20 protein-coding genes and 3 tRNA genes are annotated in these 21462 nt (G+C 67.7%); 8 read left to right on the top strand and 15 right to left on the bottom strand.

Annotated elements, in window-relative coordinates; translation table 11 throughout:
- Position 1 precedes the first annotated feature (1 nt).
- The 4 genes from YWM_RS0119265 to rplJ form a co-directional block, all read right to left on the bottom strand.
- Positions 2–793: an MlaE family ABC transporter permease gene (locus tag YWM_RS0119265; RefSeq protein WP_028852052.1), complete on the bottom strand. Its 792-nt coding sequence runs from the start codon at positions 791–793 to the stop codon at positions 2–4.
- A complete protein-coding gene (locus tag YWM_RS0119260; protein ID WP_028852051.1) occupies positions 790–1971 on the bottom strand; it encodes an ABC transporter ATP-binding protein in 1182 nt (393 codons plus the stop codon). Before YWM_RS0119260 ends, YWM_RS0119265 begins: the two co-directional genes overlap by 4 nt.
- 288 nt (positions 1972–2259) lie before the next feature.
- The gene (gene rplL, locus YWM_RS0119255) at positions 2260–2658 is read right to left on the bottom strand and encodes a 50S ribosomal protein L7/L12 (RefSeq protein ID WP_028852050.1); all 399 of its coding nucleotides are present in this window, start codon (positions 2656–2658) and stop codon (positions 2260–2262) included.
- A gap of 35 nt (positions 2659–2693) precedes the next feature.
- The gene (rplJ, locus tag YWM_RS0119250; RefSeq protein WP_028852049.1) at positions 2694–3245 is read right to left on the bottom strand and encodes a 50S ribosomal protein L10; all 552 of its coding nucleotides are present in this window, start codon (positions 3243–3245) and stop codon (positions 2694–2696) included.
- 365 nt (positions 3246–3610) lie between these two features.
- Here rplJ and YWM_RS24630 point away from each other — a divergent pair, with 365 nt between their 5' ends.
- Positions 3611–4753 (top strand): hypothetical protein, encoded by a 1143-nt coding sequence (locus tag YWM_RS24630; protein WP_156914839.1) that lies wholly within the window; start codon positions 3611–3613, stop codon positions 4751–4753.
- A gap of 128 nt (positions 4754–4881) precedes the next feature.
- Here YWM_RS24630 and rplA read toward each other — a convergent pair whose 3' ends face one another.
- The 5 genes from rplA to YWM_RS0119220 all read right to left on the bottom strand — a co-directional run bounded on the left by rplA (position 4882) and on the right by YWM_RS0119220 (position 7541).
- Positions 4882–5604, bottom strand: a complete 723-nt coding sequence (rplA, locus tag YWM_RS0119240; protein ID WP_028852048.1) for a 50S ribosomal protein L1 — start codon at positions 5602–5604, stop codon at positions 4882–4884.
- Between the two features lie 69 nt (positions 5605–5673).
- Positions 5674–6105: a 50S ribosomal protein L11 gene (rplK, locus tag YWM_RS0119235; RefSeq protein WP_028852047.1), complete on the bottom strand. Its 432-nt coding sequence runs from the start codon at positions 6103–6105 to the stop codon at positions 5674–5676.
- A gap of 82 nt (positions 6106–6187) precedes the next feature.
- Positions 6188–6979: a transcription termination/antitermination protein NusG gene (gene nusG, locus YWM_RS0119230; protein ID WP_028852046.1), complete on the bottom strand. Its 792-nt coding sequence runs from the start codon at positions 6977–6979 to the stop codon at positions 6188–6190.
- Positions 6980–7015: 36 nt separating this feature from the next.
- A complete protein-coding gene (gene secE, locus YWM_RS0119225; RefSeq protein WP_028852045.1) occupies positions 7016–7429 on the bottom strand; it encodes a preprotein translocase subunit SecE in 414 nt (137 codons plus the stop codon).
- A gap of 39 nt (positions 7430–7468) precedes the next feature.
- Positions 7469–7541 (bottom strand) — tRNA-Trp (locus YWM_RS0119220).
- Between the two features lie 147 nt (positions 7542–7688).
- Here YWM_RS0119220 and YWM_RS0119215 point away from each other — a divergent pair.
- A complete protein-coding gene (locus YWM_RS0119215) occupies positions 7689–8912 on the top strand; it encodes a pyridoxal phosphate-dependent aminotransferase (RefSeq protein ID WP_028852044.1) in 1224 nt (407 codons plus the stop codon).
- Positions 8913–8975: 63 nt separating this feature from the next.
- Here the strand turns inward: YWM_RS0119215 and YWM_RS0119210 are convergent, their stop codons facing one another.
- From YWM_RS0119210 to YWM_RS0119185, 6 genes are all read right to left on the bottom strand, one after another.
- Entirely contained in the window at positions 8976–9395 is a 420-nt protein-coding gene (locus YWM_RS0119210; RefSeq protein WP_028852043.1) for a MaoC/PaaZ C-terminal domain-containing protein, read from the bottom strand.
- Complete coding sequence (locus YWM_RS0119205) at positions 9392–9841, bottom strand: MaoC family dehydratase N-terminal domain-containing protein (protein ID WP_028852042.1); 450 nt, start codon at positions 9839–9841, stop codon at positions 9392–9394. Before YWM_RS0119205 ends, YWM_RS0119210 begins: the two co-directional genes overlap by 4 nt.
- Before the next feature lie 30 nt (positions 9842–9871).
- Positions 9872–10036 (bottom strand): 50S ribosomal protein L33, encoded by a 165-nt coding sequence (gene rpmG / locus YWM_RS0119200; RefSeq protein ID WP_028852041.1) that lies wholly within the window; start codon positions 10034–10036, stop codon positions 9872–9874.
- A gap of 54 nt (positions 10037–10090) precedes the next feature.
- Positions 10091–10164 (bottom strand) — tRNA-Met (locus YWM_RS0119195).
- A 12-nt stretch (positions 10165–10176) separates the two neighbouring features.
- Positions 10177–10252, bottom strand: a tRNA-Thr gene (locus YWM_RS0119190).
- 62 nt (positions 10253–10314) lie between these two features.
- A complete protein-coding gene (locus YWM_RS0119185; RefSeq protein WP_028852040.1) occupies positions 10315–12945 on the bottom strand; it encodes a putative bifunctional diguanylate cyclase/phosphodiesterase in 2631 nt (876 codons plus the stop codon).
- Positions 12946–13125: 180 nt separating this feature from the next.
- Between YWM_RS0119185 and YWM_RS24625 the strand changes: the two genes are divergently transcribed.
- The 6 genes from YWM_RS24625 (at position 13126) to YWM_RS0119155 (ending at position 21135) form a co-directional block, all read left to right on the top strand.
- Positions 13126–14259: a glycerophosphodiester phosphodiesterase gene (locus tag YWM_RS24625; RefSeq protein WP_211232536.1), complete on the top strand. Its 1134-nt coding sequence runs from the start codon at positions 13126–13128 to the stop codon at positions 14257–14259.
- 79 nt (positions 14260–14338) lie between these two features.
- Positions 14339–14815 carry a pyridoxamine 5'-phosphate oxidase family protein gene (locus YWM_RS24620; protein ID WP_052345141.1) on the top strand — a complete coding sequence of 159 codons (477 nt, stop codon included), beginning with the start codon at positions 14339–14341 and terminating at the stop codon, positions 14813–14815.
- Between the two features lie 933 nt (positions 14816–15748).
- Complete coding sequence (gene thpD, locus YWM_RS0119170; protein WP_028852039.1) at positions 15749–16654, top strand: ectoine hydroxylase; 906 nt, start codon at positions 15749–15751, stop codon at positions 16652–16654.
- 359 nt (positions 16655–17013) lie between these two features.
- Positions 17014–17832 carry an MIP/aquaporin family protein gene (locus YWM_RS0119165; RefSeq protein ID WP_028852038.1) on the top strand — a complete coding sequence of 273 codons (819 nt, stop codon included), beginning with the start codon at positions 17014–17016 and terminating at the stop codon, positions 17830–17832.
- Between the two features lie 57 nt (positions 17833–17889).
- The gene (gene glpK / locus YWM_RS0119160) at positions 17890–19404 is read left to right on the top strand and encodes a glycerol kinase GlpK (RefSeq protein WP_028852037.1); all 1515 of its coding nucleotides are present in this window, start codon (positions 17890–17892) and stop codon (positions 19402–19404) included.
- A 504-nt stretch (positions 19405–19908) separates the two neighbouring features.
- Positions 19909–21135 carry an MFS transporter gene (locus YWM_RS0119155; RefSeq protein ID WP_028852036.1) on the top strand — a complete coding sequence of 409 codons (1227 nt, stop codon included), beginning with the start codon at positions 19909–19911 and terminating at the stop codon, positions 21133–21135.
- Positions 21136–21462 lie beyond the last annotated feature (327 nt).

The following is a 21462-nucleotide window of genomic DNA, read 5'->3' as shown; positions in this document are numbered from 1 at the left end:
ATCACCCGGTCTTCGGTGGGACGACGGTGAGGTACACCGCGGTGAGGATGAAGTTGACGAAGAACAACAGCAGGAACGTAATGACCACCGACTGGTTCACCGCGTCCCCGACGCCTTTCGGGCCGGGCGGCGGGTTCAACCCGCGGTAGCAGGCCACCACCCCGGCCAGGAAGCCGAACAGCGCCGCCTTGATCTCGGAGATCCACAGGTCCGGCAACTGCGCAAGCGCGGAGAAGCTCGCCAGGTAGGCGCCCGGCGTGCCGCCCTGCAGGATGATGTTGAAGAAGTAGCCACCCAGCACGCCCACCACGCTGACCACGCCGTTCAGCAACAGCGCCACCAGGGTGCAGGCCAGCACGCGGGGCACGACGAGGCGATGCACCGCGGAGACGCCGAGCACTTCCATCGCGTCGATTTCCTCGCGGATGGTGCGCGCGCCGATGTCGGCACAGATCGCGGCCCCTGCCGCGCCGGCGACGATCAACGCGCAGACGATGGGCGAGGCCTGCTGGATGATGGCCAACACGCTGACCGCACCGGTGAACGACGCGGCACCCAGCTGGTTGACGACCTGGCCCAGCTGCAGCGAGACGACCGCGCCGAACGGGATGGACACCAGCATCGCGGGCAGGATCGACACCCCGGCGATGAACCAGCCCTGCTGGATGAATTCGCGGGTCTGGAACGGCCGCTTGAACGTCAACCGGACGACGTCCGCGCCGAGCGCGAACAGCTTTCCGGTCGACTCCAGGGCACCCCGCCCTGGGAACGAGACCGCGGAACGTGACGTCACTGACCGCCTCCCTGACCGCGTGGCGGGCGGGGCGAGAAACGGTTCTCCGGAATGCGGGCCACCTGGTCGGCGGGCAACTGCCCGCGCTGGACGCCGGGCTGGTCACCGGCGGGCCCGGCAGGCTGCTGCGGTCGCGGACGCGGCGTGGGTCGACCTGCCGCCACTACCGCCGGGGAGCGGACACCGTAGTGCTGGCGTTGTTCGTCGGTGAGGGAGTCGATGATGGCTTGTTGGGCTTTGGGTGGTAGTTGGTGCAGCATTGTCATGACGCGGTCGGTGCGGCGTTTGTCACCGGCGCGGGGCGGCAGGCCCGGGGTGGGTTGCATCTGTTTGGGCACACCGGTGATCTCCTCGACCCCGCCTGCGTGGTGGCCCGCTTCGAACATGGCCTTCTCGGCGGCCAGGGTGGCCTGGTCCTTTTCCTCGGACATGCCGATCGGGCCGTCCATACGCCCGTTGAGGAACTGCTTGACCACCGGCTCGTCACTGGTGAGCAGCACTTCGCGCGGGCCGAACATGACCAGTTCCTTGCGGAAGAGCATGCCGATGTTGTCCGGCACCGTGCGCGCCAGGTTGATGTTGTGCGTCACGATCAGAAACGTCGCGTCGATCTGGGCGTTGACGTCCAAGAACAGCTGCGAGATGTAGGTGGTGCGCACCGGATCCAACCCCGAGTCCGGCTCATCCACCAGGATGATCTCCGGCTCCAGCACCAACGCCCGCGCCAGCCCGGCACGTTTGCGCATACCACCGGAAATCTCCCCCGGCAACTTGCGCTCCGCCCCGGCCAGACCGGTCATCTCCAGCTTCTCCAGCACGTTGCGGCGGATCTCGGTCTCGGACTTCTTGGTGTGCTCACGCAACGGGAAGGCCACGTTGTCGAACAAGTTCATCGACCCGAACAACGCACCGTCCTGGAACAACACCCCGAACAGCTTGCGCACCTCATACAGCTGCGACTCCGAACACGACACGATGTCGATGCCGTTGATGATGCACTTGCCACGCTCCGGCTTGAGCAGCCCGATCATCGACTTCAAAAACACCGACTTACCCGTGCCCGACGGGCCCAACAACGCCGACACCTCACCCGGCGGCAACGTCAACGTCACATCCCGCCAGATCGTTTGGCTCCCGAAGGACTTCGTCAACCCTTCGACGACGACCTCGGCTCCCATCAGTCCTCCTGAATCAGCGCTGCTGAAGGGCACGCCCGTGTCCAGCAGTTTCTCGGTGCAACGAACCGGGGCGGCACAGGTTACTCGCCAGTCATGTTCTTTTCACACACCGGCCCCCTCCGGGTGAAGTACCGGCGCGACCCACCGGGGAACCTACCGTGAACGTGGCCTAGCTCATAGCCACTGTTACCACTTTGCTGGCCAACGGTGCCTGCCCTGAATGCAGCAAGGGCAGGCACCCGAACGGATGCCTGCCCTTGTCCAGCGTTCGCTTGGCGTTACGCGGAGTTACTTGAGGCTGACGGTCGCGCCGGCGCCCTCGAGCTTCTCCTTGGCCGCCTCGGCGGCCTCCTTGTCGACCTTCTCCAGGATCGGCTTCGGAGCGGACTCGACCAGCTCCTTGGCCTCCTTCAGGCCGAGGCCGGAAACGACCTCGCGGACGACCTTGATGACCTGGATCTTCTTGTCACCAGCGGACTCGAGAACCACGTCGAACTCGTCCTGCTCGGCGGCGGCAGCGGCGTCGCCACCAGCGGCCGGGGCACCCGGCGCGGCGGCCACGGCAGCGACCGGGGCCGCAGCGGTGACGTCGAAGGTCTCCTCGAACTTCTTCACGAACTCGCTGAGCTCGATCAGCGTCAACTCCTTGAACGCGTCGAGCAGCTCGTCGGTGCTGAGCTTGGCCATGCTGGCCTTCCTTTCTTACTGGGCTTGGGCTCTTGTCAGCTCTCGGCTGGGGTGTCGGTGCTGTCGCCGGATTCGCTCTTGCGCTTGTCCTCCAGCGCGGCGGCGAGCCGGGCGACCTGCGAGGCAGGAGCCGCGAACAGCGCGGCGGCCTGCGACAGCTTCGCCTTGAAGGCACCGGCGGCCTTGGACAGCAGGACCTCCCGGCTCTCCAGATCGGCGAGACGCTTGATCTCGTCGACGGAAAGCGGGTTGCCGTCCATGTAGCCGCCCTTGATCTCCAGGGCGTCGTTGTCCTTCGCGAACGTCTTGAGCGCCTTCGCCGCCTCGACCGGCTCGCCCTTGACGAAGGCGATGGCGGTCGACCCGACGAACAGGTCGTCAAGCCCGGTGACACCCGCATCGGCGGCGGCGCGCTTGATGAGGGTGTTCTTCGCGACTCGATACTTGGCACCAGAGCCGAGAGCGCGACGCAGCTCGGTGAGCTGGGATACCGAGAGGCCGTCGAACTTGGTGATCACCGCGGCCGAGCTGGTGCGGAAGTCTTCCGCCAGCTCCGCGACGGCGGCCACCTTGTCGGGCTTCGCCATCCAGCGCCTCCTCTCTTGGCTGGCGACCGTGGCCGAGCCCGGAGACGACGAACGCCCCGGCGCAGGGCGGCGCGGGGCGTGAAAAGCGCACGCGGAGCGTGGCAAGCCTCGTCCTCCTGCGCGGGCCGCCCGCGGCTGCGGGGCCTTCGATCCACCGTGGGGTGGATGACCAGCGGTCTTCGGTAGAACCTTGTCGAGAATACGTCACGGGGTTCGGGCCGCTTGCAGCGGGTAGGGATAACGTCGGGTGGCTCAGGCTCACTTCGCCCGACCTGTGCTCGATCGGCATCGATCGGCTTCCCAACCCGGGGCAAGTCGGCCGGACCGCCGAAACGGGGTTGCGGGCGGCAGGCATCATGGACGCCGTGGCGGATCAGCGACACGAGGACCAGCACCCGGACAACGCGGGCGAGCCGCAACGCGGACATGCCCCGGCAGAGGGCACGACGCAGGCTGAGCAGCCACAGGGCGCCTACCCGGCCGGCACCGCGCCTGCTCCGCACTCCGAGGCACCTCGCACCGAAGCCGGGTCAGGTTCGCCCGACTCGCCGGCGGGCGAGCAGGCCACCCCGCCGGCCGGCTCGAACGTGCCGGCTCCGGCACCTGCGGGACCGAATCCCGCGCAGGACCCCGACATGCAGCTGGACCCGGAGCAACTGCGCCTGTTCCAGGAGTTCCAGCAGTTCCAGCGCTTCCAGGAGTTTCAGCGCGCCAAGGAAGCCGGGCTGATACCACCTCCCGGGCAGCAGCCGCAGTCCGCCACCTCCGGGGAGCTGCAGCCCGCCCCGTCCCGGCAAGTGCAGCGCGCCACGCCTGGGCAGATGCAGCCCGCCACCTCGCGCGAGGTCGTACCTCGGCACGCCGAGCAGCCGCAAGACGCTCCGCCCGGCAGGCGCAAACCTCCGCGGTGGCTGGTCAGCCTCGGCGGCAAGATCGTCGGTGCGCTGCTGATGCTGGCCGCGATCGTCATCGGGGCCGCCTTGGCCATCAACTACTTCCTCGGCCCGGACGAGCCGCTCACCCCCGCTGAGCAGGCCCAACGCAATCGCGAGGTGCCCATCGAGCAGGAGGGACCCCACTGGGCCGGCGACCCCTATGAAGCCGTACGGCGGATTTATCACGACATCGCCCAAGGTGACGTCGAGTACGCCTGTCTGCGTTTCGCGCAGGGATCCGACAAGGCCTTTGCCGCGGGCATGGGCTATCCGACATGCGAGGACGCGGTTCGCAACATCAGCAAGGAGGTCCGCTCCGTCAACGGTGCGAACTCTTACGCCGAATCGATTCCGTCCAGCACGCCGGGCGAGCGTTACAAGGAGGTCTCCAGCACCAAGCCAGGCGAGTCGGTGACCATCGACTCGTGCGAGGCGGCCTACCAGACCGGCGGTATCCAGGGTGGTCCGGCACTCGGCACATTCACGGTCACGCGGCTGCCGCAGGCCTACGGCGAGCAATGGAGCATCACCGGCTACGAACCCGGCCCGCGGAAGTGCCCGAAGAAGCCCTGAGATAGCCGTCGCCACCGACAGGCCGCGAGCCGGCGCCTTAACGCTGTCCGAGGACACGAAGCTTCCCAGACAAAGCCGAAGGGCGACCCGCACGCTGCGGGCCGCCCTTCAGGTGGCTTCTCGGCGTATCAGGCCGCCGACGACTCCGGCTCCAGCAGGTTGCGGGTGCGGGACGGGTCGACCGGGATGCCAGGGCCCATCGTCGTGGTGACGGTGACCTTCTTCAGGTACCGGCCCTTCGCCGCCGACGGCTTGGCCCGCAGGATCTCGTCCAGCGCGGCGGCGTAGTTCTCCACCAGCTTCTCCACGTCGAACGACGCCTTGCCGATGATGAAGTGCAGGTTGGCCTGCTTGTCCACTCGGAAACTGACCTTGCCGCCCTTGATGTCGGACACCGCCTTGGCCACGTTCGGCGTCACGGTGCCGGTCTTCGGGTTCGGCATCAGGCCACGCGGACCCAGGATGCGGGCGACGCGACCCACCTTGGCCATCTGGTCCGGCGTGGCGATCGCGGCGTCGAAGTCCAGCCAGCCGCCCTGGATGCGCTCGATCAGGTCGTCGCTGCCGACCACCTCGGCGCCGGCCTGCTCGGCCTCCGCCGCCTTCTCACCGGTCGCGAAGACAGCGACCCGGACGGTCTTACCGGTGCCGTGCGGCAGGTTCACGGTGCCCCGGACCATCTGGTCCGCCTTGCGCGGGTCAACGCCCAGGCGCATGGCGACCTCGACCGTCGCGTCCATCTTGGTGGTGGAGGTTTCCTTGGCGAGCTTGATCGCCTCGAGCGGTGCGTACAGCCTGCTGCGGTCGATCTTCTCCGCCGCCTGCAGATAGCTCTTGCTGCGCTTTGCCATGATGCTGTCCTTTGCGGATCAGTTGTGGTGTCCGGGCCAGCGCGTGGCCCTCCCACTGGGGGTTGGTGATTACTCGACCGTGATGCCCATCGACCGGGCGGTGCCGGCGATGATCTTGGCCGCCTGCTCGACGTCGGTGGCGTTGAGATCGGCCTTCTTGGTCTCGGCGATCTCCTTGACCTGGTCCCAGGTCACCGTGCCGACCTTGTTCTTGTGCGGCTCGCCGGAGCCCTTGTCCACACCTGCGGCCTTCAGCAGCAGCTTCGCCGCCGGCGGGGTCTTGAGCTTGAAGTCGAACGAGCGGTCCTCGTAGACGGAGATCTCCACCGGCACCACGTTGCCGCGCTGCGATTCGGTCGCGGCGTTGTAGGCCTTGCAGAACTCCATGATGTTCACGCCGTGCTGACCCAGCGCGGGGCCGACCGGCGGGGCCGGGTTGGCCTGGCCTGCGGCGATCTGCAGCTTGATGATCGCCGCCAGCTTCTTCTTCTTGGGTGGCATGTCGTTTCCTTGTGTGTGGTTCCTCCCGCGCACCTGCCGTAGCGCGGGTTCCTACAAGTTCTGCCGGTCCGCTGTGTGACCGTCAGATCTTGGAGACTTGGTGGAAGCCCAGCTCGACCGGCGTCTCCCGGCCGAAGATGGACACGAGCACCTTCAGCTTCTGGGCAACCGGGTTGACTTCGGAGATCGTGGCGGGCAGCGTCGCGAACGGGCCGTCCATGACGGTGACCGACTCGCCGACCTCGAAGTCGACCTCGATGGCCTCGGCGGCACCGGCGTCGTCGGCCTGCTCGGCACCGGCCTTCGCCTTCGACGGTGCTGCCTTCTCCTCCTTGGGCAGCAGGAACTTCACCACGTCGTCCAGGCTCAGCGGCGACGGGTTGTTCGTCGCACCGATGAACCCGGTCACGCCCGGGGTGTTGCGCACCGCCGCCCACGAGGCGTCGTTGAGCTCCATGCGGACCAGGATGTAGCCGGGCAGCACCTTGCGCTGCACCTGCTTGCGCTGGCCGTTCTTGATCTCGGTGACCTCTTCGGTCGGCACCTCGATCTGGAAGATGTAGTCCTCGACGTCCAGCGTCTGCCGCCGCATCTCGAGGTTGGCCTTGACCTTGTTCTCGTAGCCCGCGTAGGAGTGCACCACGTACCACTGCCCGGGCAGCTTGCTGAGCTCTTCGCGCAACTTCTGCTCCGGGTCGGGCTCCTCGTCAGCGTCGGCCGCGACGGAGGCGTCAGCGTCCGCCGTGTCCGCGTCGGTGGCCTCGGCCGTGGCGGTCTCGGCGGTCTCCTCGGCAGTCTCCGGCTGGTGCTCGTCGGCCACGGCTTCCTCCGCGGCGTCGACAGCAGCACCGTTGGCTGCGTTGTCCGAGGTCACGTTGCAGTCCTCACAATCTCTCTTCGCTCGCGCCGATCAGCCGAACAGCCCGAAGACGGCCTTGGCGAACACCCAGTCCAGCACCCAGACCAGCGCCACCATGAAGGCGACGAAGGCGAGCACGACCGCGGTGTAGGTGACCATCTGCTTGCGGGTCGGCCAGATGACCTTGCGCAGCTCCGCGACGACTTCCCGCAAGAAGCGAGCGATCCGGGCGAAGATCGACCGCTTCTCCTCGTCGTCCCGTTTGGTGGCCGCCGTGCCGGAACCCTTGCCCTTGGCGGGCTTCGAGGCGGACGAGCCACGACCGGCCTTGCTCGCGCCGACGGCGGCGGGCTGCTTGGCCTCGTCGCCGGCAGCGCGCCGCCGGGCACGCCGACCTGCGGCGGTCTCCGGCCGACGGGGACGCTGCTCGTCCTCGCCGTTGCCCTTCGCGCCGTCGTCGCTCACGCCTGAACTCCTTAGCTGGTGGCCAGTCTGTTCACTTTGCAGGGGTGACAGGACTTGAACCTGCAACCTGCGGTTTTGGAGACCGCTGCTCTGCCAATTGAGCTACACCCCTCCGGCCGAACTTCCGCTCGACCCGGTGCGGACACGCGAACCCAACCCCGTGGCGATCCCGGGGTGCACGGTAATCGACGTTCCAAGTTGGGAAGTGTACGGCAACGCCGACTCGTGCCGCCGCTCGGTCCCGTGAAACGATGCACGCATGGCCGTTTCACACACAGCGCAAGCCCGTCGGATATCCGAGCGTATCGCCTCGATCGAGCCCTCCGCCACCTTGGCGGTGGACGCGAAGGCCAAGGAGCTCAAGGCGCAAGGCGTCCCGGTGATCGGCTTCGGCGCTGGTCAGCCCGACTTCCCCACCCCGGACTACGTGGTGGAGGCGGCAGCCAAGGCGGTGCGCGACCGCGCCAACCACGGCTACACCGCGGCCGCCGGCCTGCCCCAGCTGCGCGAAGCGATCGCCGCCAAGACGCTGCGCGACTCCGGTGTCGAGATCAGCCCGTCCCAGGTGCTGGTGACCAACGGCGGCAAGCAGGCCGTCTATTCCGCGTTCGCCACGCTGTGCGACCCGGGTGACGAAGTGCTGCTGCTGGCGCCGTACTGGACCACGTACCCGGAGTCGATCAAGCTGGCAGGCGCGGTTCCGGTGCAGGTGACCGCGGACGAGTCGACCGGGTACCTGGTCACCGTCGAGCAACTCGAGGCCGCGCGCACCGAGCGCACCAAGGTGCTGCTGTTCAACTCCCCGTCGAACCCGACCGGGGCGGTCTACCCGCGCGAGCAGGTCGAGGCGATCGGCCGCTGGGCGCTGGAGCACGGCATCTGGGTGATCACCGACGAGATCTACGAACATCTGGTCTACGACGGCGTCGAGGCCACCGCGATCACCAAGGCGGTGCCGGAGCTGGCCGACACCACCCTGGTGCTCAACGGCGTCGCCAAGACGTACTCGATGACCGGGTGGCGGGTCGGCTGGATCCACGGCCCGCAGGACGTCATCAAGGCCGCCACGTCGTTCCAGTCGCACCTGTGCGGCAATGTGTCCAACGTGGCCCAGCAGGCCGCTCTGGCGGCGATCTCGGGCCCGCTGGACGCTGTCGCGGAGATGCGCAAGGTCTTCGACGCCCGGCGCCGCAAGATCGTGTCGATGCTGTCGGAGATCCCCGGGGTCGACTGCCCCACGCCGCAGGGGGCGTTCTACGCCTACCCGTCGATGAAGTCGTTCCTCGGCAAGCCGCTGCGCGGGTCGACCCCGACCAACACCGTGGAGCTGGCCGACCTGGTGCTGCAGCACGCCGAAGTGGCCATCGTGCCCGGTGAGGCGTTCGGCACGCCCGGCTACTTCCGGATGTCCTACGCACTGGCCGACGACGACCTGGTGGAGGGTGTCTCGCGACTGGGCAAACTGCTCAGCGAGGTGCACTGAGCCGACGAAAAGTCCGCTGGAGCAGGCCGGCTCCAGCGGACTTTTCGCTGCTTCGAGACGTCGTCAGTCGATGCGGACGACAGCGGTCGCCTTGCCGAGCACCGGGCGGCCTTCGAACTTCGCGGTGACGGCCACGGTGGCTTTCCCGTCCGCCACCTCGGTGACTTTTCCGGTGAGCTCGACCTCGGCGCCGGTGTCGTCGTCCGGCACCACGACCGGGCGGGTGAACCGCGCGAACAGATCGATCACCCGGCCGGAGTCCCCGGCCCACTCGGTGACCAGGCGGCCGGCCAGCGCCATGGTGAGCATGCCGTGGGCGATCACGCCGGGCAGGCCGGACTCGGTGGCCTGCCGGTCGCTCCAGTGGATCGGGTTGAAGTCCAGCGACGCACCCGCGTAACGGATCAGGTCCTTGCGGGTGATCCGGGCGGTCAGCGGCGGCAGCTGCGTGCCGACCTCCACGGCGGACAGATCAGCGGTCATGCGTCCGCTCCCCGGACGACCAGCTGGGCACGAGTGGTGCACACCAGCTCGTCGGACTCGTCGGTGATCTCGGCGCGCAGGTTCAGAAAGTCGTTGCCCATCCGGTCGAAGATCTCGTCGACGTAGGTGGTGATGCGCAGCTTGTCGCCCGCGTGCACCGGGCGGGTGTAGTGGAAACGCTGGTCGCCGTGCACCATCCGCGAGTAGTCAAGACCCAGCTCGGGGTCGTTGATGATCGCGTTGATGGCGTCCAGGTTGATGATCGTCAAGAACGTCGGAGGGGCGATGACGTCCGGGTAGCCCGCGGCTTGCGCGGCCGCCTTGTCGCGGCTGAGCGGGCTGGTGTCACCGATCGCGTCGGCGAACTCGGCGATCTTTTCCCGACTGACTTCGTACGTTCCCTTGGGCGGATAGCACCGCCCGACGAATGACTGACTGAGTGCCACGTCAGGAGCTTATCCGCCGGCCGGGACGGGTCAGCGGGTCTCCTTGTGCAGCTGGTGCTTGCCGCAGTTCATGCAGAACTTCTTCAGCTCGAGCCGATCCGGGTTGTTCCGCTTGTTCTTGCGCGTGATGTAGTTGCGGTGCTTGCACTCCTCACACGCCAGCGTGATCTTCGGTCGCACATCGGTGGCAGCCACTGCGTGTCCTTCCTCGTGGCGCGCCGTGGCGCCTTCTCGAACTACTTACTCGCGTAGCGGGGGCGGGACTTGAACCCGCGACACCACGATTATGAGCCGTGTGCTCTAACCACCTGAGCTACCCCGCCATGTGGTTGGCTTGGAGCCCCTTTACGGAATCGAACCGTAGACCTTCTCCTTACCATGGAGACGCTCTGCCGACTGAGCTAAAGGGGCGTGCTCTCGCTCGAGCACCAGAAACTTTACAACCCGCCCGCAGGGGGTTGTACAGCGGGGGGTCAACTGAGCAACTTGAGCACCGTTTCGGACTGAACGCCCAGGCCACGGGCGGTGCGGGCGTGCAGCCACGCCTCGAGTCGCTCCTCGGACAGCGGTCGCGAGATCAGGTAGCCCTGAGCGACGTCACACCCCATCGCCTCGAGCTGATCGCGCGCCACGTCCTCCTCGACGCCTTCGGCGACCACGGTCAGCCCGAGCGAGTGACCGAGTTCGACGATCGAGCGCACCACGGCCAGGTCGTTGAGGTCGGTGCCCATGCCCAGTACGAAGCTCTTGTCGATCTTGACCTCGTCCACCGGCAGCTGACGCAAGTACGCCAGTGACGAGTAGCCGGTGCCGAAGTCGTCGACCGCCAGCACCACACCGAGCGCGTGCAGCTCGCGCAGGATGGGCAGCGCCCGTTGCCGGTCGGCCATCACCCCGGACTCGGTCAGCTCGAGCGTCAGCAGCTCCGGCGGCACCTCGAACCGCTGCAGCGCGGCGGCCACCAGGCCGGGGAACTCCTCGTCGGAGAGGCTGCGCACGCTCATGTTCACTGCGACCGAGATGCGCAGGCCGGCGTCGAGCCACTTGCGGGCCCTGGCCAGCGCCTCGTCCAGCACGAACGACGTGAGTGCGCCGATCAGTCCGGCGGCTTCGATCGGTGGGATGAACTCGTCGGGGTGCAGGTCGCCGAACTCGGGGTGTTTCCACCGCACCAGCGCCTCCACGCCGAGCACGGTGCGTTTCGGCAGCGAGATCTTCGGCTGGTAGTGCACGGTGACCTGGTTGCTCTCCAGCGCCTGACGGAACTGGCTGACCAGCTGGAACCGCCGCATGAAGATCTGCCCCATGCTGGGGACGTAGCCGCGCACCTCGTCCGTGCTGCCGCTGCTGCTGATCGCCCGCAGGGCGACGTCCGCGCGCTGCAGCAGGCCGTCGACATCCATCCGGCCGACCGCGTCGTCGACGTCACTACTGGCGTAGCCGACGATCGCGTGCGCCTCGACGGTCAACCGATCGATCGGGTACGGCATGGACAGCTCGCTGCGCACCTGCTCGGCGATCTGATGCGCCAGCGGCTCGGGGCAGGTCAGCAGGGCCGCGAACGACGCCCCCTCCAACCTGGCCACCGGGACGTCGGCGCCGAGCACCTCGACCAGCCGCCTGCCCGCGATGCTGACCATCCGATCGGCCCAGGCGTAGCCGAGTGCGTCGCAGACCGTGGAGAAGTTGTCCAGGTCGACCCGCAGCAGCACGGTGGTGCGGCCGGACGCCAGCGGGCCGCGCGCGGCGTGCGAGATGCCCGGGCGGTTGAGCAGGCCGGTGAGCGGGTCGTGGTACGCGTCGTGTTTGAGCGTCGCGGTCAGCCTGCGGTTGTCCAGCGCGGTCGCCAGGTGTGCCGACATCGCCCCCAGCAACTGCAGGTCGGCCGCCGCGAAGCCGCGCCACCGCGAGCGACGGTCGTGCGCCTCCACCACGCCGAGCAGCTGGGTCGCGCTGCGCAGCGGGCAGATCAGCACTTCGTCGGCACCGCGGGCGTGCAGAGCGCGTCGGACGTCCGGCCGGCTGTCGACCATCCGGACGTGCCGCGGGCGGCTGTGCTGAAGCCGGATCAGCGGGTCGTCCGCCGTGACGTCATCGCCTTCGAGCGGATCACCGGCGACCACCGTGATCAACGTGCTCGCGCCGTCCAGCCGCAGCCGCAGCACGACGCGCCGGGCGGCCAGCTGATCCTTGATCCGCGCGGCCAGCGCTTGCCAGTCCGCCGGACCGAACTCGCCGGGCAGACCGGAGTCGGTCAGCTGGCCGGATCGCGCGACCATCAGGCTCACGTCGGCCAGCGCGTCGATGTCCCGCTGTTCCCTGAGCAGGTCACCGTAGGCCCAGTACAGCCCGGCCAGGCCGATTCCCATCGCGGCGACCAGCAGCCACCCTGCGGGCACCTCGGTGGCAACCAGGTACCCGGCCAGCCCGGCCGATGCGTTGATCACGCCGACGACCAGCACGCGGGCCATGAACCGCAGCCCGGTGGCCGGCTTCATCCGGTTGCGCAGCACCCAGACCGAGGCCATGGCCAGCACCGTGCTCGCCACCGGCGCCGCCACCGCGCCGGCGAAGGCGGCCTGCCATGTCGTGGCGCTCGCCCCCATGGCATCGGTCACGACCGCGGCCACCGCGTACGCGCAGGTGATCTCGATGATCAGGACGCCGGTGTTGTAGAGCTTGCGACGGTTGACCCCGCGGGCCACCAACGTGCCGACACCGGCCAGCACGTGAGCGGCGAGGACCACTTCGAACTCGGCCACCAGCAGCCCGATGACCAGCGGAATCTCGGTGAACGACACCGTCCACGAGATGCCGCTGCGGACGTCGATGTTGATCGCCAGGGTCTCCGCGGCGACGAACGCCACGAGCAACGCGATCGCCATCGGGATGGTCGCCGAGGTGAACGTCAGCGGCTCCCGCAGCGCTGTCGCGACGGCACCTCCGACGGCGAGCGCCATGACCAGCCATGAGAACCACCGGAATACGCCTTCGCCGGTGCCGTCCCCACTGGCAGCCCCGGAGTCCCCGCCTATCGGCGGTTCGTCCGAGGCGGACGGATGTGCGGCCGGCCGCTCCGACGTACTGTCGCCGCGGTCGCTCAAGTGTTCTCCTGCTTCCCTCGCCCGGACCCTGAAGCCCGAATACTGTATCGCGCCTTGGCCAAATTCACCTCGTGCGAGAAATTAACGACGTGGCCACCGAAAGGTATTGCCACTGACAGGCGGCCGTTGACGAGGCCGGTCAAGGTCCGCATCGAGGGTTCGACCCAGCTGGAGGGCGACATGTACAGGAAGTGGGTTCGACGCATGGCGGTACTTGCCGGGGCTGCCGGGCTGGTCGTCACGTGCGGCTTCGTCGTGCCGGCCGCCCAGGCGGAGTCCGATTTCGCCACCGGACATCCGGGCGGTCCGCACGCGAGCAGGGATGTGGTCATCGGTCACCGTGGATCGTCCGGCTATCGCCCGGAACACACGCTGGCCTCCTACCGGTTGGCCGCGCAGATGGGTGCCGACTACATCGAGCCGGACCTGGTGTCGACCAAGGACGGCGTCCTGGTGGCCAGGCACGAGAACGAGATCAGCGGCACCACCGACGTGGCCGACCACCCGGAGTTCGCCGACCGCAAGACCACCAAGACCATCGACGGCCAGGAGATCAGTGGCTGGTTCACCGAGGACTTCACGCTCGCCGAACTGAAGACGCTGCGGGCCAAGGAGCGCATCCCGGACGTCCGCCAGCGCAACACCATCTACGACGAGCGGTACACCATCCCGACGTTCACCGAGGTCCTGCAGGAGGCCAAGCGGCTGTCCAAGGAGCTGGGTCGACCCATCGGCGTCTACCCGGAGACCAAGCACCCGACGTACTTCCGCAAGATCGGTCTTCCGCTCGAGCCGCCGCTGGTGGCCGCACTGAAGAAGGCGGGACTGAACCACCCGAACGCCAAGGTCTTCGTGCAGTCGTTCGAGGTGTCCAACCTCAAGGAGCTGGACAAGCAGCTGCGCGTGCCGCTGGTGCAGCTGGTGGCCGCCGAGGGTGCGCCGTACGACTTCGTCGACTCCGGCGACCCGCGCACCTACGCCGACCTGATCACACCGTCCGGCCTGCGCGAGATCGCCGGCTACGCCGACGGCATCGGCCCGGACAAGCAGCAGGTCATTCCGTGGAACAAGGACGAGACGCTCGGTGAGCCGACCGCGCTGGTACGCGATGCGCATCGCGCCGGGCTGACCGTGCACCCCTACACGTTCCGTGCGGAGAACTCCTTCCTGCCAGCCGACTTCCGCTCGTCGGACAACCCGGCGCACTACGGCCGGATCCACGAGGAGCTCCAGGCCTATTTCGACGCGGGCGTGGACGGCGTGTTCACCGACAACCCGGACATCGGTGTCGAGGTTCGCAACGAGGAAGACTGATCAGCGCAGACACGGCGGCCCGTCGAACCAGCTCGGCGGGCCGCCGTTGTTTGTCGGTGGGCGGTGCTGTACTGCAGGCATGAGCACCCCTGTCGCGCAGCCGCTGCCCATGCCCGCCGAGTACGGCCGACAAATCACAACACAGAGCTGGCCGGATGTTCGAGCGAAGCTCGAGCAGGCCAAGCAGTACTGGTTCGCGTCGAACAGGGGTGGCCGCAGCCCGCACGTGGTGCCGCTGGACGGCTTGTGGATCGACGACCGCTGGTACCACGGCGGCAGCCCGGAGACGCTGCATCGGCGCCTGGTGGCCGCAAACCCCGAAGTGACCATGCATCTGCCGCACCCGTGGGACGTGGTCATCGTCGAAGGCACGGTGACCGAAGCGGGCACCGCGGACGAGCTCGCCGAGCGGCTCGCCACCACGTTCGCGGAGAAGTACCCGGAGTACGGACCTGCGAACGTCGACCTGTGGCGCGGTGCGCACGTGCTGGTCCCGCGCAAGGTGCTGGCCTGGTCGGACTTCCCGCGCGACGCGACGCGCTTCGTCTTTGCGTGACGCCACGTTGCCACTAGCGTGTTTCCCACAAAGATCGCGCGCGGCGCGTTAGCACATTTCCGTACAACACGGAACCCGGTTGTCGATATTGTCACACTACGGTCAGTGTTATTGCAGGTAAGCCGCTTATTGTGCTTAGCGGGTGGCTGAACGGGATCGCTTTATCTGTTACGTTCCGAACCATGTCCGGAAAGCACTCACTGCGTGCCGACGGCATGAAACTCTGGGGAGCACGCGCAGTATTGGGAACGACTCCGCTCGGCAGCGCGCTCAGCCGCGGAGGGTGACGCGGCTCGGCCGCCGAGGGCGGACATCGGCTCGGCCTGTTTTCGACCGCGAGCACCGACACCTCGGTTTCGGCCACGCAGCGCGACGACCAGCGCACGTGCCGCGCGCACAGCGCGACCGCCCACTCGATCGACATTTCAACCAACACGACAAAACTTAAAATCTCACCAATTCAATAACAGCTATTGAGATAAACCCGCTGCGCAATATCGCCAGCACGGGGGCGAACACCCGTGATCGCGATATACACCGACGCTCGGCGGATTTCACCGTCGGCCTGAAAATGGCTGACTACTCCGCCCTGCTTCCCGGTGGATATCGCCGACGAGCACGTCGCTCAGCTCATGGTGGTTTGTCACGCATGCCCGGCGGGTACTGAACGCCGCAAGCGACCGACGTCGCTGCCGGAATAGGCGAGGGCCACCGGCGGTGACGCGGCGCCTCGTAGCCCGGCGCCGATTTTTCTCGCGGCGCCGCGCGGGGCACGAAGTCGAGGCACAGACCCCCGTCCGCGGGTGCCGCGCACCCGACGGACGCGGTACGCGCCCTGCGTCGCACCCAGCGACCTCGGCGCCGACGAGAGGAAAGGAAACGGCTGAAGACAGCGAAACCAGCAGATGAAGCGCTCGTAGGAGGAGAAACAACGTGACTCTCGCAAAGAGCCGGACTCAGGACGCCTATCCGACCCGACTCAGCAGCGGTCAGGCGCAGCTGCTCGACCGGACCGACCCCACCGTCTGGGGCACCGAGAAGGACGGTCCGTTCGACGCAGCGGGGCTCTCGGCACACGACAAGAACGGTTACACCATCATCGAGGGCCTGCTCTCGCCCGCCGAGGTGCAGACCTACTGGCAGGAGCTGACCCGGTTGACCACCGACGAGCAGCTCAAGTCGGACGAGCGGGTGGTGACCGAGAAACGCTCTGGCGAGGTCCGGTCCATCTTCGAGGTGCACAAGATCAGCGAGGCCATCGCCGAGCTGGCGCGCGACGAACGCATCCTGGATCGGGCGCGGCAGATCCTGGGCTCCGACGTGTACATCCACCAGAGCCGGGTCAACTACATGCCTGGCTTCCGGGGCACCGGGTTCTACTGGCACTCCGACTTCGAGACCTGGCACGCCGAGGACGGCATGCCGCGACCCCGGGCGGTCAGCTGTTCGATCGCGCTGACCGACAACTACCCGTTCAACGGCGGGCTGATGGTCATGCCGGGCTCGCAGAACACGTTTGTGCAGTGCCTGGGCGAGACCCCGGAGAACCACTACAAGGAGTCGCTGCGCGAGCAGGAGATCGGCGTGCCCAGCGAGGACGACATCACCAAGCTGGCCGCCGAGTACGGCATCGACCAATTCACCGGGCCGGCGGGCTCGGCGCTGTTCTTCGACTCCAACATCATGCACGGCTCCGGCAACAACATCACGCCGTTCCCGCGGTCGAACATCTTCCTGGTGTTCAACAGCGTGGAGAACACGCTGGTGGAGCCGTTCGGGGCGAGCGCCCCGCGGCCGGAGTTCATCGCCGCACGGGACTTCACACCGCTGACCCGCTGAGGCAGGACACTACGACAGGCTGCGCAGGCCGAGCCTGCGCAGCCTGTTGCTGTCCGCAGGGCCGAGACTCACTGAGCACTCGCCCTGGCGCCCAGTCGGTGAGGTGACAGCGCCGGGCCGCTCGCCGGCCATGTGGCCGATCCCTCGGCGACGGGTGCCGAAAAATCTCCGCGTGGCAGGGTCGCAAAATCAAATTCACCCGTTAGCTTGTGAGCTGCGCCATAATCAACTTCGCGAGGGCTGGCGGGTGACTCCCCGAGGAGCAACGCGTAACCGTTCGACGCCGTCGACCGAAGTCGCGTTGCAGGGGATGCTCCGCGTCCTCACGTGCCCGCAATGATCGGACGCTTGGAGGGGCTGTGAACCTAGGAACGGTATTCGTCAGCGAGCTGGTCGGCACAGCGATGCTGATCTTGCTGGGCGCGGGAGTGGTCGCCAACGTGTTGCTGACCAAGAGCAAGGGGTATGACGGCGGCTGGCTCTTGATCAACTTCGGCTGGGGCCTGGCCGTGTTCGCGGGGGTTTTCGTCGCCTACCGCACCGGCGGCCACATCAACCCGGCGGTCACGCTCGGCATCCTGTCCAGCGGCGCCGACGAGTACGCACCCGGCGTGGCCGTCACGATCGGCTCCACGTTGATCTACCTCATCGCGCAGTTCGTCGGGGCATTCATCGGAGCGTGCCTGGCCTGGGCGGCCTACAAGCAGCACTTCGATGCCGAACCCGACGAGTCCAAGAAGCTCGGTGTCTTCTCCACCGGTCCGGAGATCCGTAACTACGGCTGGAACTTCACCACCGAGGTGATCGCCACGTTCGTGCTGGTCTTCGTCATCCTCAGCTTCGGCAACACGCCGCACGAACTCGGTCCGCTCGCCGCGGCGCTGCTGGTCGTCGGTATCGGTGCCTCGCTCGGTGGCCCGACCGGATACGCCATCAACCCGGCTCGTGACCTGGGCCCACGGGTGGCGCACGCGGTGCTGCCGCTGCACTACAAGGGCTCCCGCATGGCAGGCGCCCGGGTGACCGCGGGCGGCGGCGACCTGCCGGAGGACCCCGGCCCTGGCGCGGACGCTCCCGGCAAGAAGGGCTCCAGCGACTGGGGCTACGCGTGGGTGCCGGCGCTCGGCCCGATCGTGGGCGGTGTGCTGGCCGGCCTGCTGTCCCAGGCACTGCTGTAATCGACCGCCGGATCGCCTCCGGCACATTTGACCTGAGCGCGCAGAAGAAGGAGCACCATGACTTCCTACGTCGCAGCGATCGACCAGGGCACCACGTCCACCCGCTGCATGATCTTCGACCACTCCGGCGGGGTGGTTTCCGTCGAGCAGCGGGAGCACGAGCAGATCTTCCCGCAGGCCGGATGGGTCGAGCACAACCCGGAAGAGATCTGGGAGAACACTCGAGCGGTCGCCGCAGGCGCGTTGGCCAAGGCGGACCTGACGGCGGCCGACATCGCCGCGGTCGGCATCACCAACCAGCGCGAGACGACCGTGGTGTGGGACCGCAAGACCGGCAAGCCGGTGTACAACGCCATCGTCTGGCAGGACACCCGCACCGACCGCATCATCGCCCGGCTCGGCGAGCTCGGCGGCGGTCAGGAGCGGTACCGGGAGAAGACCGGCCTGCCGCTGGCCACGTACTTCTCCGGCCCGAAGGTCAGGTGGATCCTCGACAACGTCGAGGGCGCGCGCGAGCGGGCCGAGGCCGGTGACCTGTTGTTCGGCAACATGGACACCTGGCTGTTGTGGAACATGACGGGCGGCCCGAACGGCGGGTTGCACATCACCGATCCCACCAACGCCTCACGCACGCTGTTGATGGATCTGGACACGCTCGACTGGGATGCCGAGATCGCCGACGAGATGGGCATCCCGATGTCCATGCTGCCGCAGATCCGCTCGTCGTCCGAGGTCTACGGCACGGTCCGGGAACGCGGCGCGCTCGGCGGCGTGCGAATCGCGGGCATTCTGGGCGACCAGCAGGCGGCCACGTTCGGCCAGGCCTGCCTGTCGCCCGGCGAGGCCAAGAACACCTACGGCACGGGTAACTTCGTCCTGCTCAACACCGGCACGGAGAAGGTGCTGTCGCAGAACGGCCTGCTCACCACGGTCTGCTACAAGATCGGCGACAACGCACCGGTGTTCGCGCTGGAGGGCGCGATCGCGGTGACCGGGTCGCTGGTGCAGTGGCTGCGCGACAACCTGAAGATGATCACCTCGGCGGCCGAGATCGAGGAGCACGCGCGCACCGTGGAGGACAACGGTGGCGCGTACTTCGTTCCCGCGTTCTCCGGGTTGTTCGCGCCGTACTGGCGCTCCGACGCCCGCGGCGCGATCGTCGGCCTGACCCGGTTCGTCAACAAGGGCCACCTGGCTCGCGCGGTGCTAGAAGCCACGGCGTTCCAGTCCCGCGAGGTGATCGACGCGATGAACGCCGACTCCGGCGTTCCGCTGAAGTCGCTCAAGGTCGACGGCGGCATGGTGGTCAACGACCTGCTGATGCAGTTCCAGGCCGACATCCTCGGAGTGCCGGTGATCCGCCCGAAGGTCAACGAGACCACCGCGCTCGGTGCGTCCTACGCCGCGGGTCTCGCCGTCGGATTCTGGGAGTCCGAGGACGACATCCGGTCGAACTGGGCCGAGGACAAGCGCTGGGAGCCGAACATGGACGAGGCCCGGCGCGAGCGGGAGTACAAGAACTGGAAGAAGGCCGTCACCAAGACCTTCGACTGGGTCGAGGACGAAGACTGATCGCTCGTCGTTGACGGGCCGAAGGAGCCGGTTCAGCTCGGGTGCGCGAGCTGAACCGGCTCCTTTTCGCGCCGAGGTAGCCCGGGCCCAAGCACCGTGAGCCGACTCCCTTACGTGCCGAGGCAACCCAGGCCTGCACGCGGTGAACCCACTTCTTCTCGCGCCGAGGCAACCCGGGCCTGCGCGTGGTGAACCGACTCCCTCACGACACCCGGGCCGGCGCGCCGACTCCCTTTCGTGCCGGGCGAAAGGGACGTGCGTCACCCGTGCCCGCGGATCCGGCGTACCGGCTGCGACCGCAGGGGTACCGTCATCGCCGGGCCGAACGGCCCGACGACCGCGACGGCGCGGGTTCCGAAATGCCCGGTTTGGGGGAACCTCCCCGTGATTACACCGGGAATTCGACTGATTCCACCTCGTAGTGGCTGACGCCGTGGCCACTCGCTGCTAGCCTCCGCCGCGCGGTGTAAACGAGGGGGCCGCAAAGGGGGGAGAAGGTTCGCCGTGAGTACGCCGACGTTCACCGCCGTCCTGCGAGTGGCCGAGTTCCGGGCCATGTGGCTGGCCGAGGTGCTCTCCGTCGCGGGTGATCAGATCGCCCGCGTCGCATTGTCCATCCTGGTGTTCGACCGGACGGACTCGGCCGCGCTGACCGCGCTGACCTATGCGCTCACTTTCCTGCCTGCCCTGGCCGGCGGGGTCCTGCTCGGCGGTCTCGGCGACCGTTACCCGCGACGATCCGTGATGATCGCCAGCGACCTCGGCCGGGCCGTGCTGGTCGGGCTGATGATCGTGCCCGGGATGCCGCTGTGGGTGCTGTGCGTGCTGGTGGCGGCGGTGACGCTGCTCAACGGCCCGTTCAAGGCCGCCCAGCAGGCACTGCTGCCCGACGTGCTCACCGGAGGCAAGTTCCGGGTGGGCATGGCGCTGCGCAACATCAGTTCGCAGGCCGCCCAGCTCATCGGGTTCGCCGGCGGCGGGTTCATGGTCGCGCAGTGGGGGCCGTACGTGGCGCTGGGTGTCAACGCGAACACGTTCATCGCCTCGGCCGCGCTGCTCCTGCTGCTCAAGCGCCGCCCTGCCGCCGCCCCGCGCGACGGTGACGACAGTGAGCAGTCCTACCTGGCGTCCATCGCCGCGGGCGCCCGGCTGGTGGCCAAGGTGCCCGCGCTGCGCACGCTGCTCGCGTTGAACTGGCTCGCCGGCTTCTACGTCGTCGCCGAAGGCCTGGCGGCGCCGTACTCCGACGAGATCGGTGCCGGGGCGGCCGCGGTCGGCCTGCTGATGGCCGCCGACCCGCTCGGCTCGGTCATCGGTGCGGCGGTGTTCGGCCGGTGGGTCTCCGAGGAGACCAACGTCCGCGCGCTCGGCGTCCTCGGCATCGCCGCAGGCATCCCGCTGATCCTGCTCGCGCTACGGCCTGGGCTGATCGTGTCCCTGCTGTTGCTGGCGCTGTCCGGGGCACTGGCCACCGGATATCACTTCCAGACCGTCGTGCAGTTCACCGAGCGGCTGCCGGACGAACGGCGTGCCCAGGGCACCGGTCTTGCCTCGTCCGGCGTGATCACCGTGCAGGGCCTCGGCGCACTGGGCGCGGGCGGGCTCGCCGACGTGATCGGGGCCGCCAACGCGATCGGCGTCGCGGCCGTGCTCGGTGTCCTTGTCGCGATACCCATTGCGATCTCCTGGGCTCGCGTGCGGCATACCCCCGGAGTTCGGAGCGCGGCGTGAATTCCGGGCTTGCCGGTTCGGCGGGCTGGGGCGGCACGGCCGGCCCGCGTGCGCGGCCGACGCCCGCTCAGTTGTCCCGGTTGGCCATGTCGGCCCCCTCTCCATCTGGCAGAACTGTCCCGTCGTCGTTGCGTCAGTTGTCGCGATTCGACACCACGTGCTCCTCCACCTCGATCAGATCTGCCGTTCCCCACCGTCTGCTCAGTTGTCCCGGTTGGCCATCGAAGGCACCTCCTCACCTCGCTCGGCCGTCATGCGCGGTCCGTCTCAGTTGTCCCGGTTCGACACGTCGACCACCTCCTCGCTCGTCGGACCTGCGGCTGTCCA

The sequence above is a fragment of the Thermocrispum municipale DSM 44069 genome, from assembly GCF_000427825.1.
Classification (GTDB): domain Bacteria; phylum Actinomycetota; class Actinomycetes; order Mycobacteriales; family Pseudonocardiaceae; genus Thermocrispum; species Thermocrispum municipale.
Note: the sequence above shows the minus strand (reverse complement) of the source record. Positions and strands in the feature narration are given on the sequence as shown.

Excerpts from the sequence above, each read along its gene's own strand:
- rplK (WP_028852047.1), bottom strand. The coding sequence starts at position 6,105 with ATGCCACCCAAGAAGAAGAAGCTGGCGGCGATCATCAAGCTGCAGATC.
- YWM_RS0119210 (WP_028852043.1), bottom strand. The coding sequence starts at position 9,395 with ATGACCGCTGATCTGTCCGCCGTGGAGGTCGGCACGCAGCTGCCGCCG.
- YWM_RS0119260 (WP_028852051.1), bottom strand. The coding sequence starts at position 1,971 with ATGGGAGCCGAGGTCGTCGTCGAAGGGTTGACGAAGTCCTTCGGGAGC.
- rplL (WP_028852050.1), bottom strand. The coding sequence starts at position 2,658 with ATGGCCAAGCTCAGCACCGACGAGCTGCTCGACGCGTTCAAGGAGTTG.
- YWM_RS0119215 (WP_028852044.1), top strand. The coding sequence starts at position 7,689 with ATGGCCGTTTCACACACAGCGCAAGCCCGTCGGATATCCGAGCGTATC.
- YWM_RS24625 (WP_211232536.1), top strand. The coding sequence starts at position 13,126 with ATGTACAGGAAGTGGGTTCGACGCATGGCGGTACTTGCCGGGGCTGCC.
- glpK (WP_028852037.1), top strand. The coding sequence starts at position 17,890 with ATGACTTCCTACGTCGCAGCGATCGACCAGGGCACCACGTCCACCCGC.
- rplA (WP_028852048.1), bottom strand. The coding sequence starts at position 5,604 with ATGGCAAAGCGCAGCAAGAGCTATCTGCAGGCGGCGGAGAAGATCGAC.
- rplJ (WP_028852049.1), bottom strand. The coding sequence starts at position 3,245 with ATGGCGAAGCCCGACAAGGTGGCCGCCGTCGCGGAGCTGGCGGAAGAC.
- YWM_RS24620 (WP_052345141.1), top strand. The coding sequence starts at position 14,339 with ATGAGCACCCCTGTCGCGCAGCCGCTGCCCATGCCCGCCGAGTACGGC.